This window comes from Salinarimonas ramus (assembly GCF_014645695.1).
GTDB classification, from domain to species: domain Bacteria; phylum Pseudomonadota; class Alphaproteobacteria; order Rhizobiales; family Beijerinckiaceae; genus Salinarimonas; species Salinarimonas ramus.
Genome location: NZ_BMMF01000024.1, coordinates 1 through 11,919, shown reverse-complemented (window position 1 = coordinate 11,919; position 11,919 = coordinate 1). Strand labels below are relative to the sequence as shown.

Annotated in this window: 11 protein-coding genes and 2 pseudogenes; 8 read left to right on the top strand and 5 right to left on the bottom strand. The window is 70.6% G+C overall.

The window, feature by feature from the left end:
* Positions 1 to 148 precede the first annotated feature (148 nt).
* Positions 149 to 2,086, bottom strand: coding sequence for a bifunctional sugar phosphate isomerase/epimerase/4-hydroxyphenylpyruvate dioxygenase family protein (locus IEX89_RS23895; RefSeq protein WP_188915806.1), 1,938 nt, complete (start codon positions 2,084 to 2,086; stop codon positions 149 to 151).
* Here IEX89_RS23895 and IEX89_RS23890 point away from each other — a divergent pair.
* Positions 2,085 to 2,552, top strand: a complete 468-nt coding sequence (locus IEX89_RS23890; RefSeq protein ID WP_188915805.1) for a tyrosine-type recombinase/integrase — start codon at positions 2,085 to 2,087, stop codon at positions 2,550 to 2,552. The two genes, IEX89_RS23895 and IEX89_RS23890, sit on opposite strands and share 2 nt — an antisense overlap.
* 243 nt (positions 2,553 to 2,795) lie before the next feature.
* Here IEX89_RS23890 and IEX89_RS24580 read toward each other — a convergent pair.
* A pseudogene (locus IEX89_RS24580) lies at positions 2,796 to 2,909 on the bottom strand (IS6 family transposase); the annotation flags it as partial.
* 17 nt (positions 2,910 to 2,926) lie between these two features.
* On the opposite strand from IEX89_RS24580, the pseudogene IEX89_RS23885 reads away from it, so the two are divergent.
* Both IEX89_RS23885 and IEX89_RS23880 read left to right on the top strand, forming a co-directional pair.
* Positions 2,927 to 3,517 (top strand): annotated as a pseudogene (locus tag IEX89_RS23885) (IS6 family transposase); the annotation flags it as partial.
* A 22-nt stretch (positions 3,518 to 3,539) separates the two neighbouring features.
* Entirely contained in the window at positions 3,540 to 3,734 is a 195-nt protein-coding gene (locus IEX89_RS23880; RefSeq protein WP_188915803.1) for a cell wall hydrolase, read from the top strand.
* A gap of 10 nt (positions 3,735 to 3,744) precedes the next feature.
* Here the strand turns inward: IEX89_RS23880 and IEX89_RS23875 are convergent, their stop codons facing one another.
* A complete protein-coding gene (locus IEX89_RS23875) occupies positions 3,745 to 5,196 on the bottom strand; it encodes a S8 family serine peptidase (RefSeq protein ID WP_188915802.1) in 1,452 nt (483 codons plus the stop codon).
* A gap of 201 nt (positions 5,197 to 5,397) precedes the next feature.
* On the opposite strand from IEX89_RS23875, the gene IEX89_RS23870 reads away from it, so the two are divergent.
* The 3 genes from IEX89_RS23870 to IEX89_RS23860 are packed head-to-tail and all read left to right on the top strand — an operon-like array spanning position 5,398 to position 7,477.
* Positions 5,398 to 5,964, top strand: coding sequence for an RNA polymerase sigma factor (locus tag IEX89_RS23870; RefSeq protein WP_188915801.1), 567 nt, complete (start codon positions 5,398 to 5,400; stop codon positions 5,962 to 5,964).
* Complete coding sequence (locus tag IEX89_RS23865) at positions 5,961 to 6,731, top strand: anti-sigma factor (protein ID WP_188915800.1); 771 nt, start codon at positions 5,961 to 5,963, stop codon at positions 6,729 to 6,731. The genes IEX89_RS23870 and IEX89_RS23865 overlap by 4 nt, the downstream gene beginning before the upstream one ends.
* A 38-nt stretch (positions 6,732 to 6,769) precedes the next feature.
* Entirely contained in the window at positions 6,770 to 7,477 is a 708-nt protein-coding gene (locus IEX89_RS23860; protein ID WP_188915799.1) for a DUF6065 family protein, read from the top strand.
* Between the two features lie 103 nt (positions 7,478 to 7,580).
* Here IEX89_RS23860 and IEX89_RS23855 read toward each other — a convergent pair whose 3' ends face one another.
* Complete coding sequence (locus IEX89_RS23855; RefSeq protein ID WP_188915798.1) at positions 7,581 to 7,973, bottom strand: hypothetical protein; 393 nt, start codon at positions 7,971 to 7,973, stop codon at positions 7,581 to 7,583.
* A 191-nt stretch (positions 7,974 to 8,164) separates the two neighbouring features.
* Here IEX89_RS23855 and IEX89_RS23850 point away from each other — a divergent pair, with 191 nt between their 5' ends.
* Entirely contained in the window at positions 8,165 to 9,409 is a 1,245-nt protein-coding gene (locus tag IEX89_RS23850; protein WP_188915804.1) for an IS256 family transposase, read from the top strand.
* Between the two features lie 340 nt (positions 9,410 to 9,749).
* Here the strand turns inward: IEX89_RS23850 and IEX89_RS23845 are convergent, their stop codons facing one another.
* Positions 9,750 to 10,148, bottom strand: coding sequence for a carboxymuconolactone decarboxylase family protein (locus IEX89_RS23845; protein WP_188915797.1), 399 nt, complete (start codon positions 10,146 to 10,148; stop codon positions 9,750 to 9,752).
* 106 nt (positions 10,149 to 10,254) lie between these two features.
* Here IEX89_RS23845 and IEX89_RS23840 point away from each other — a divergent pair, with 106 nt between their 5' ends.
* Positions 10,255 to 11,517: a winged helix-turn-helix domain-containing protein gene (locus IEX89_RS23840; RefSeq protein WP_188915796.1), complete on the top strand. Its 1,263-nt coding sequence runs from the start codon at positions 10,255 to 10,257 to the stop codon at positions 11,515 to 11,517.
* Positions 11,518 to 11,919: the final 402 nt, after the last annotated feature.

Sequence of the window (11,919 nt, the reverse complement as noted above, 5' to 3'; positions counted from 1 at the left end):
GGTCTCACGCGCGCGCTCGACGGCCTGAGGACGGCTCCGGGTCCGTTCGCGACAGGCAGGTAGACGCAGGGTCGCCCGAAACCGAGGCGGCGGCTTCGGGCCGAGAGCAGCCGACGACTGACGGCGCACCGAGCCGACCCGTTCAACCTCATCGGCCGGGCATGCTCACCGGACGAGACAGCCGCTTCTGCGCCGCGAGGCGGAACGGAGCATTGGCCGCGCCGTAGCCGGCATAGCCCGCCCGGCGCTCCACGATTTCGAAGAACGAGCCGTCGCCGAAAGGGCAGCTGTAGAGCTGAAAATACTCTCCCGCATCGTCACGATCGTACAGAATGTCGCGGGTGCGCAGCGCGTCGACGAAGCTCGGCGCGAGATCGAAGCGCACCTCCAGGTCGGCGTAGTAATTCTGTCCGATCGGAAGCGCCGAGAAGCCTCTCGCCACGAGGTCGTTCGCCGTCGCCAGAATGTCGGACGTCGAGATTGCGACGTGCTGCGTCGCCGCGCCGAAGCTCTCCGACAGAAAACGTCCGGCTAGGGTCCGCGGCGCCTGTGAGCCGTTGAGCGTCACGCGCAGACCACCGGACCGGATTGCCTGGCTGCGCACGAGACCGTGCGGGTCGGCGACGTCGACCATCGGCGCCTTATCGCCTGTGAACAGGGCCGTGTAGAACAGCGCCCACGAGAGCATCGCGTCGTAGGGCATGGTCTGCGCCACGTGATCGACGCCGAGGAATCCCGGGCTCTCGTCCGCCCGGTCTCCCGTCGCCCCGCCCCCTCCGTCGAGCGGCTCGAAATCGATCGCCCAGAGGTCGGCGCCTTTGCGGTCGACGAGGCGCAAGAGGCTGCCACCGACGCCCCTCAGTCCCGGAATGCTCAGCTCGCCGGGGCCCGGCGGGTCCCCGAACGGTTCCGCGCCGAGCGCGATCCCGCGGGCGTACGCCGCTTCGGCGTCCGGAACGGCGAGTGCGATTTCGCTCACGCAGGTGCCGTGGGCCAAGTAGGCCGCATGGGCGAAGCCGTCGGTCGCCGTGTTGACCAGCACGTCGGCGTCGCCCCGGCGGAAACGTCGGACCGGCTTCGACCGGTGCCGACCGGCCTCCGCGAACCCGAGCGCATCGAGCAGCCCCACGAGTTCGCCCGACGCCTCGCGCGACGTCGCGAACTCCACGAAGGCCACGCGGTCGACCGGCGCGGGCGGCGGGAAGTCCGGCAGATCGACCCGCAGGACGGGCTCGGCGCGCCGCACGCGATCCATGAGGTCGACGAGCGCGCGATGCCCGCTGCGCGCGACGAGGCTCGGCAGGCCCGCTCGGAACTCGTCGTTGAACACTTTGAGGCTGAGCGGCCCGCGATAGCCCGCCGCGACCACCGCGCGCGCGAAGGCTCCGACGTCGAGATCGCCCTCGCCCGGCATGCACCGGAAGTGACGGGACCAATACAGGAGGTCCATCGGAATGCGGGGTGCATCGGCGAGCTGGACGAAGAAGATGCGGTCTCCGGGAATGCGCCGTATCGTCTCCGGATCGAGGCCGCGGCCGAGCGTGTGGAAACTGTCCAGGATCAGGCCTACGGCGGGATGACCGGCCCGGCGCACGATCTCCCAGGCGTCGCGGTGATCGTCGACGTGACGGCCCCAGGCCAGCGCTTCGTAGCCGACGCGCAAGCCGCGCTCCGCGGCGATCTCGCCGAGCGCGGCGAAATCGTCCGCGCAGCGATCGATGCCTCCGAGCGCCTCGGGATGAACGGAGGAGCACACCAGCACGAGGTCGGCGCCCAGTTCGGCCATTACGTCGAACTTGCGCTTCGCCCGTGCGAAGGCGCGTCCGCGCAGCGGCTCGGGGAGCCCCTCGAAATCCCGGAACGGTTGGAAGAGCGTGATCTCGAGACCGTGATCGCGCACGAGGCGCCCCACCCGTGCCGGACTTCGATCGGAGGCGAGCAGGTCCTGCTCGAAGATCTCCACGCCGTCGAAGCCGGCGGCGGCGATCGCGTCCAGTTTCTCCTCCAGCGTTCGGCCGCTTCGCCCGACGGCCAATTCAAGACGTAGCGGAAGACGATCGTGATCAGGAACGCGCAACCTCGCCATCGACAGCAAGCTGCGCGCCTGCGACCTGCTCGCGCTCGCCGTCGAGGACGTCTTCGCCGGCGGCCGCGCCAAGGACCGCGCCACCATCGTCCAGCGCAAGACCCGGCGACCGGTGCACTTCGAGATCTCGCCCCAGACGCGTACCTCTTTAGAAGGTTGGCTACGCCGCTGCCCGCAGGTTTCGTCGCAATACCTTTTCCCGAGCCGGGTCGCCCCCGGCGGGCATCTCTCGACGAGGCAGTACGCGCGCATCGTCCACCGCTGGATCCGGAGCATCGGCCTCGACTCGACCGCGTACGGGACCCACACGATGCGCCGGACCAAAGCGTCGGCGATCTACAGGGCGACGAGCAACATCAGGGCGGTGCAGCTCCTGCTCGGCCATGCGAAGCTTGAAAGCACGGTCCGCTATCTCGGCGTCGAGATCGAGGATGCGCTCAGCATCGCCGAGCGGATAGAGCTTTGAGAAGACCGGCCCGGCGTCGGCGCGGCCAGCGCCGGGCCATCATCGAGAAGGCGGCTTCGGGCCGACTGCGGCCGTCGGGCAAGTTGGAGCGGCTCCGAAGACGCCCCCCAGCTTGGCAGCTTCTCGCCTTCCGCTGCCGCGCGCGACCGAGCTTCTTCAGCAGCTTGCGCATGGGCGCTGTCAGGGCAACCGTCGCACCGGCTGATGCGAGTTCTCGGCAAGGTTGTTGGCACGCAGTCCCTACTCGTGCCGCGCCGCGAGGCCGAGTTCAAGCTTCGCGGCCGCATAGGAGCGCAGCTTGTCGGTCACGAGCACCCGAGGCGCGCAACCCTGCCTCTTCAGCAGCTCGCGCAGGAGTCCGCGACAGCGAGTAGCTCCTAGCCGAGCGCTGTCTCTACGTCTCCTACGAGACCTTGCGCCGCTGGGTAGCGAAGTTCGGTCCGGCCTTCGCGCTCAACCTGCGCCGGCTGCGGCCCCGGGCTTCGGACAGCTGGCACCTCGACGAGATGGTGGTCAGGATCCAGGGCCGGCGCATGTACCTGTGGCGCGCCGTCGACAGCGAGGGCGAGGTGCTCGATCTGCTGGTCCAGCCAGGGCGGGATAGGGCGGCCGCCCTGAAGCTCATGCGCAAGCTGCTGAAGAAGCAGGGCTGCGCGCCTCGGGTGCTGGTGACCGATAAGCTGCGCTCCTACGCGGCCGCGAAGCTTGAACTCGGCCTCGCCGCGCGGCACGAACAGGGCCTGCGCGCGAACAACCGGGCCGAGAACTCGCATTAGCCAGTGCGACGACGAGAGCGCAAGATGCAGGGCTTCAAGTCGCCCGGCTCGGCCCAGCGTTTCCTCTCATCGCATGCCACCGTCCACAACACCTTCGCCCTCCAACGCCACCTCACGTCCAGCCGCATCATGCGCCAGTTCAGGCCGGACGCCGCGGCTGCATGGACAATTGCGACCGCCGCGGCTTGATCTGGACGCAGTCCGAGCCGGCGTGCGCACTCGGTCTGGTTACCGTGACATTGCCATCGGCGGCAAGAAGCTCACGGGCGCGCGCTGGTCGCCGCTGATCGGCGAGGGGACGCATTACCACGCCGCCAGCGTGCGGCCGCGCTGGGCGGGGCGACTCGACCGGGTCGCGATGATCGGCCGGCATGTCTTCTACCGCCCGAAGCCCGGCCAGCGATGAGGCGTGCGCGTCAGGGGCCCGCGGCCGGCAGCGCGGTCGCCGGCGTATCGCAGACGTTCCCGACCTGCAGGAGCCCGGCGCCGTAGATCTCGTCGCGTCCGGGCTCGCCCAGGTCGCGGGCGCGGTCCGCGAGACGCGTCGCGGCATCTCCGGCGGCGTTGGCCTGAGCGGTCAGCGCGATCGCCGCGGTGACGAAGGGGGCGGCGAAGGAGGTCCCCGTCCGCGGTCGCGCGCCGCTCACCGAGGCCGCGGCCCAGACCTCGACGCCGGGCGCGGCGAGATCGACGTGGGGGCCGCGGCCCGCGCGGCGATAGACCCGGCCGGACCGATCGACCGCGGTCACCGCCACGACGCCCGCGTACGCGGCGGGATAGGCGGGCTCGGCGCGCGGTCCCGCATTGCCGCTCGCCGCGACGAGCGCGACCCCGTCCGCCAGGAGCAGCTCGACCAGACGCTCGACGACCGCGTTCGGCGGGCCCGCGAGGCTCAGGTTGACGACCGGCACCCCGGCGCCGACGAAGCGCTCGAGCCCGCGGGCGAGGGCGAAGGCGCCGGCCCGGAGGTCGTTTCCCGGCGCGCCCTGGAACACGTCGACTGCGACGAGCTCGGCGCGCGGCAGCAGGCCGGGCGTGCGGCTGTCCGGGGCGCCGACGAGCAGCGCCGCGACCGATGTGCCGTGATACGCATCCGACCGCTCGGCTTCCGGGTCGAGCAGCGTCACCGCGATGGTCGCGTCGCGGAGGTGGTCGTGCGCCACGTTGATGCCGCTGTCGATCATCCCGATCCGCAGGCCTTCCGCGCAAGCGGGATGCGCGCCCGGCGGCGCCGGCCAGGCGACGAGGCGCGGCGCGGCGCATTGCGGCCCCGCGCACGCATCCGACCACGGCGGCGGCGCGTCCGGATCGCTGCCCGGGCGGTAGAAGTGCTCGAGATCGACTCGCGCGTCCGGCGCACGGTCGGCGATGCTGGCGCGCGCGTCCTCCAGCCCGATGCCGTCGGGCAGCCCGAGCCGGACCAGGCGCTCGCCGATCCGCTCGAGCAGGACGGACTCGAGCAGCACCCAGCCCTCGGACACGAGGCTCCCGAGAAGCGCCTCGGAAACGCCGATCGCGACGATCTCGCGCTCGGCCGCGACGGGCGGCGGCGTCTGCGGGGCCGCGCGGCGGGCGGGGCGCTGCGGTGCTATGCCGAAGAGCCGCCTCAGCGGGGCGAAGCCCTCGCCCTGCGGCGGGCGCCAGACCGGCCCGCCGCCTCCGTCTCCGCCGCCGGAGAGCCCACCGCCTCCGCCACCTCCATCGCCGTCGTCGTCGTCTCCGTCGTCGTCGTCGTCGGCGCGCGCCGCGGAAAGGTACGTCGGCGCGGGCGCCGCCGCGCCGTCGCGCGCTGTCGGCGCGACGCGCGGATCGAGCGGCGAGAGCGCGAGAAGCAGCCCCAGCACGACAGCGATTGCGGACCGAACCATTAGTCTCCTCCCGGTGCATCATGCGGTCTCGCCTGCCGGACGACAACGGGCGCGCATCACCCCTATTCCGCCGAGGGAGCGGAGCGCGCGAGATAATTTGCGGCCGCCCGGAATAACCGCGAAGACGTCCCGTTCTGCATGGTGGAGACCGGCCGCGCCGAGGCGGACAGGACGAGAGGGTTGAGATGAGAGCACGCCGCGATGTCGCGCGCACCCGCTGAGCCGACGGTCGACGATCTCGACGCGTTCGGCCGCGCGCTCGTCGCGCTCGTGCCGAACCTGCGCCGCTACGCGTTGTCGCTGTGCCGGTCGCGCGATATCGCGGACGACCTCGTGCAGTCGGCCTGTGAGCGGGCGCTCGCGGGGCGCGACGGGTTCGAGCCGGGCACGCGGATGGATGCCTGGCTTCTGCGCATCCTGCGCAACGTTTGGATTGATCGCTTCCGGAAGGTGCGCACGGAGGGTGTCCCGGTCGGGATCGACGCCGCGTTCGACCTCGCGGGCGAGGACGGCGCGCGCACCGGCGAGAGCCGGCTCCTGCTGGACGCCGCGGGCCGCGCCATCATGAACCTGCCGGACGAGCAGCGCGAGGTTCTGCTCCTCGTCTGCGTCGAGGAACTCTCCTATCGCGAGGCGGCGGCGACCCTCGATATTCCGATCGGCACCGTCATGAGCCGCCTCGCGCGGGCGCGGCTGCGGCTCGCGGCGGATCTGGGGCTTGGGGCGGCGACGGGCCGTCCCGACGACACGAAGGAAGCGAGACAATGAGCCGAGTCGAGTTCGCAGACGAGGAGCTGATGGCACTCGCCGACGGCGCGCTCGACCCGGTGCGCACGCGGCGGGTCGAGGCCGCCGCGGCCGGCGACCCCGTCCTCGCGGCGCGCATCGAGGCCTTCCGCGTCGCGCGTCGTGCAACGCGGGAGGCGCGCATCGATGCGGAGGGAGGCGACGCGCTCCAGGCCCGCATCGCTTCCATAGCGCGCGCGGCGCAGCCGCAGGCGGACCGGCGCGCGCCGCAGAGCCTTCCTGCCCGGCCCGCGCAGCCGCGCCGGTCGTGGCGCGACCTGTCGATGGCGGCCTCCGTCGCCCTCGCCTTCGCCGTCGGCGGCGCGATCGGCTACGTCGGGTCGCCGGGCGAGGACCCCGGCGAAGGCGCGGGCGCGCCGACGGTGATCGCGGTCGCAGCCCCCCTCGATGGCACCGTCGCCGAGGCGTTGGCGCAGATTCCGTCCGGCGCGCGGGCGCGTCTTCCCGATGGGCGCGAGATGCATGCGGTCTCCACCTTCCGGGATGGGGGCAGCGCGCTCTGCCGCGAGGTCGAGATCGTCGACGTGAACGCCCGGACGGCTGTACTTGCGGTCGCCTGCAGCGAGAGGGCGGCCTGGGTCGTGCGCTTCTCCATGGCCGTCCCCGCCGGCGGCGACGGCTACGTTCCGGCGGGCGCGCTCGAGGCGCTCGATGCCTACCTCGCCGGGATCGATGCGGGACCGCCGCTCGAGGACGACGAGGAGCAGGCGGCGCTCGCCGGCCGCTGAGCCGGCGCCCGATCGACGAGACACCCGGAGGAGAGACGATGCTGTTTGGAAAACGCGCTGCCGGCATCCGCTTCCTGTGCCGGCCGGAGGACGAGGGCGTGTTGGCGCCCCCGGTCCCGGCCAAGGCGTACATCCCAGGCTGGTTCCGCAGGCTTCCCGCCATCGACGAAAGCCGGCTCTCGACGGGCGACAGCGGCATCACCGTGAAGCGCTGCATGCCGTTCCTGGACGCCATGACGACTGGCTGGATCCTCCCCCTCGCCGCCACCGTGCGCCTCGAGATCGCGAAAGGCGGGAGCGATTTGACGGCGGGCTGGGACTTCGACCGCACGCTCGTCAGCAATCACGGCCCGCATCAGGTGATGGGGCATCCGCTGGCGAAGCGGCCGCCGTGCAAGTTCCACAATTACTGGACGATCGTGACCCCGCCGGGCTGGAGCTGCCTGTTCGTCGACCCGCTCAATCGTCCCAACGACGTGTTCCAGGTCGTGGCGGGGATCGTCGACACGGATACCTACGCCTCCGAGATCCACTTCCCGTTCTTTGCCACCGGCGCCGACGGGCTGCACGTGATCGAGAAGGGCTCGCCGCTCGTCCAGGTCGTGCCCTTCCGCCGCGCCGACGTCGGCCTGCGCGCCGAGATCCGCGCCGAGACGCCGGCCGAGGCGTCCGCCCGCAGCCGCGTCCTGCGCAATACTCGCGCCGCTTCCGGCTGGTACCGCGAGCACGCCCGCGCGCGGCGCTGAACCAGCGAGAGCCTCTGCCGCACGGGACACGCCGAAACGGAGCGAGCCGCGGTCGTCGACCGCGGCTCGTGTGGTGTTCCGGCAGGGCGGAGCACGGCAGGGCTCAATCGTCGTCGTCGGACGAGTTCGAGCTCGAGTTCGAAGACGAGTTGGAGCTCGAGTTCGAGGAGGAATTGGAGCTCGAGTTGGATGACGAGTTCGAGGAGGAGTTGGAGCTGGAGTTCGAAGATGAGTTCGAAGACGAATTGGAGCTGGAATTGGAGTTCGAGTTCGAGCTCGAATTGGAGCCGCCGCCGTAGCTGGTGCTCGCGTCGCGGCTCCACCACTCGCCGCTGCGCTCCTGCCGCCGGCTGCGGAAGTTCGAGCGCTGCTCCTGGAAGCCCTTGCCTGAGAAGAGATCGCCGATGAACCGCCCGACGGGATCGCGGTCATCCGCGACGGCCCCGCTCGATGCGAAGGTTGCGGCGAGGAGTGCAAAGAGGGTTTTCGCCTTCATGGGGTCTCGCTCCTGGTCTCTCAAGGCCGTTGCGGCCTCCAGAATGTGAACGAGCGATTTCGGCGGTTATTCCGGGTGCCGTCGCGGATGTGGTTGGAATTGAGGGCGGCGTAGTCTCCGGGGTGACCAAACCTCGAATCGCCCGGCGTTGACGCGCTGGGCTCGGAGACCACGCCATGAACAGCACTACCATGCCAACGAGCCCCGATCACGCGTCCGACGCCGGGGACGAGTTCCTTTTCGACAACTGGTTCGACCCGATCGAGGCCGGCCTTCGCGAGCGGGTCCGCGGCTTCATCGAGACGATGATCCGGACCGAGCTGGACGAGGCGCTCGGGCGTGCGCGCTACGCTCGCAGTGCGGCCACCGAGGGCAGCGAGCAGCGCCCGGCCGGCCATCGCCACGGCAGCCGGACGCGAACGCTGACGGGCAGCTTCGGCACGACCGAGATCGCGGTGCCGCGGGCGCGCCTTTCGACCGAGGAGGGCGCCACCAGCGAATGGAAGAGCACGGCGCTGCGCGCCTACCAGCGGCGCACGCGGGCGGCCGACGCGCTGATCGCCTTGGCCTATCTCGCGGGCACGAACACGCGCCGCGTCCGGCAAGCGCTCGCGGCGTTGTTCGGCGGCGCCGTCTCCAAGGACATCGTCAGCCGCACCTGGCGGAAGGTGAAGACGGACTGGGACGCCTGGAAGCAGCGCTCGCTCGCCGAGGAGCCGATCGTGCGCCTGATCCTGGACGGCACGGTGGTTCGGGTGCGCCTCGACGGCAAGGCGACCTCGATCTCGCTGCTCGTCGTTCTCGGCGTGCGCGAGGACGGGCAGAAGGTCCTCCTCTCGGTAAAGAGCATGGGCGGCGAGAGCGCGGAGGCTTGGCGCGCCGTGCTCAACGACCTCGTCGCGCGCGGCCTTCGCCGCCCCGAGTTCCTCCTGGTCGATGGCGGCGCCGGCCTCGACCGGGCGCTCACCGAGCTCTGGGACGGCGTCCCGATCCAACGGTGCACGTTTCACAAGCACAGGAACCTGCTCGCCCACGCGCCCGAGCGGCTGCACGAGGAGATCGGCGCCGACTACACCGACATGATCTACGCCTCGGCGCCGGAGGAGATCGAGGAGAAGCGGCGCAAGGTCATCGCCAAGTGGCGCGTACGCCACCGTGCCGTCGCCGACAGCCTCGAGGAGGCCGGCGATCGCCTGTTAACCTTCACCAGGCTGCCGCCGAGCCAATGGAAAAGCGCCCGAACCACGAACGCGATCGAACGTCTGCACGAGGAGTTCCGGCGGCGGATCAAGACGCAGACCGTGCTGCCCTGCGCGGACACGGCCGCGATGCTGTTCTGGGCCCCGATGGCCTCGGGCCAGATCAGGATGCGCCGAGTCGACGGCTGGCAGACCATCGCCAAACCCATCGCTCAGGCGCTTGATCTTGCAGCATGAACCGATAGCCTGCATTCACCCGGCGACCACGCCACCGAATTCCAACACGAAGCGCGACGGCACCAGACCCAGCCCAGCGGCGGCACCGACACCGCCCAGTCGGACCTTCCTGCGACCGATAGACTGCGCGTCCAGGACGCTCTCCAGCGTCGCCATGGTCGAGCGCAGCGAGAACGGCCAGGATCTCGCCGACGCCCTGTTCCGAGTATGCCCGGCGCAAATCCGCGGGTCTGCTCTACGGGCATCAGCCTTTCGCCACGGCCATCGCGATGAAGCCGAACTGAGCGTCGACTAGGGCGCTTACCGCGACGGCGTTCATGCGTAGGGACTAACGGGTGGGTCATTCCTGCCCGGCCAGAGGGCGCATCCGATCGAACTCCTCCTTGAAGGCGTCGAGATCGTAGGCCATGCCGTGGAAGACGGTGCTCCACATCCGCACGGCGCCGGCGGCGGCGACCGCTTCCCGGATCTGCCCCTCCGTCGCGCCGGCCAGGCGCGCGTTGCGCACGTGAGCGTGCACGCAATAGGCGCAGGGAATCTGGGCGCTGACGCCAACCATGACCAGCCCGCGCGTGAGCGTGTCGAGCTCAGCCTCCTCGTTCGACAGCGCGCCGTACCATTGCAGCGCTGGACCGAGGGCATGGTCGGGATAGGTCTCGCTGAAGAAGGCGGGCGCGTCCTGGGCGAGGGCGCCCGTCGTGGCGAAGGCGAGGGCGGCGGCTAGGGACAGACCTTTCATGATCGTCACTCCGTCGAGATCGTGCGCATCTGCACGGGATCGATGTTAGGATACGGACGAGCTGCCCGAGTTTAGATTTGTCTTGAATCGGCGTGGGATCGAAACCATGGGCGGAGCGATCGGGATCGACGTCGCGGAACGGGTCGTGACGCTGGACGGGCGGCCGATCCTCCTGCGCGCCAAGACCTTCGACGTGCTCGCTCTGCTCGCCAGCCGCCCGGGTCACCTGTTCTTCACCGAGGTGCTGCTCGACCGCGTATGGCAGGGCCGCAGCGTATCAGCCGGCGTCCTGAGCGGCTGCATCCACGAGATCCGTCGCGCGCTGGACGACGACGCGCAGTCTCCCCGGGTGATCGAGACCGTTTCGAGAGCCGGCTATCGGCTGCTCGCGCCCGTGGCGAAGAGCGGGGCGGAGCCCCGCACCGTCGAGCCAGCTCGTTCGGAACAGCCGGACCTGGTTCCCGCCTCCGGCGCTCCGGCCGTAGCCGTCCTGCCACCCGTGGCGAGCGGTCGCCTGCCGGACACGATCGCCCGCGCGCTGGGCCGCGACGTCGCTGTCGGGCTGGCGAGGACCCGCTGGCTGCAGGTGGCCGCGCCCGCCAGTGCCGAGCGCGTGGTGCACGGCGCTGGCCGAGGCCAGGCGGCGCGGGCGCTCGGCGTGCGCTACGTCGCCGCGGTCGAGGCCGAGATCGAGGCCTCGGAGCGGCGGCGCGCACTGCTGTCGCCGGTGCGCGCGGTGGATGCCTGGATCGGCTTCCACCGCGGCATGAGCCTGTTGCAGCGGCAGGACGCCGCCACGCTGAAGCCCGCCGAGGAGGCCCTGCGCGCGGCGGCGCGGTCGGACCCCGCCTGCGCGCGGGTCGCGGCCGCGCTGTCCTGGCACTCCTGGCAGCTCTCGTTCTTCGGCGTCGCGCAGGACCGGGACCGTGCGGTCGCCCGGGCGCGCGATCTCGCCGGCGAGAGCATCACGCTCGATCCGCGCGATCCGCTCGGATACTGGGCGCTCGGCCGGGCGCAGTGGCTGGCCAGCGACATGGAGGGTGCGGCGGAGAGCCTCGGCCGGGCGGTCGGGCTGAACCCGAGCTTCGCCGTCGGCCACTATGCGCTGGGCTTACGCTCTACCTGCTGGGGCAGGAGCGCGCTGGGATCGCGCATCTCGACGCCGCGCTGCGGCTCAGCCCGCTCGATCCGATGGCCTTCGCCTTCCACCTCAACAAGGCGCACATCCACTGCTTCGCCGGCGATCTCGCCGAAGCGCGCCGGCATGCCCAGCTCGCGACCGACCACGCCAACGTCCACGCCTTTGGGGTGGCCGTGGCGGCCTGGGTCCACGAGCTTTGCGGCGACCACCGGACGGCGAAGCGCCTGATCGAGAGGATCAGGCGAAGCTGGCCGGACTACACCAGGGCGCAGTTCAGCGCCGCCCTGGTGCACCGCAGCCCCTATTATCCGGCCGACAAGCGCCGCGCCATCGAGGACGCGTTCGACAGGCTGGGCTTCTGATCGCCCGCCACACGGCAATCGATTGACGCGCGCGTGCCCCTCATGCTGCTCGAATGCTCGGCGCGGGAAAACAAGACATCGCCGCGCAAAGTGACCTTAGTCTAGAGAAGATCGGCTCGGCGGTGGACGCCAAGCGCCGGGCCGAACTTGAGGAGGCAGCTTTGGGCCGAGGCCGTGTGGAAACGCCCTCGAATATGCTAAGCTTCAGCTCTCTACACGGGGAGCTTCGGGATGGGGCGTTTCGTCGAGGGCCAGGATCGCCGGCAGG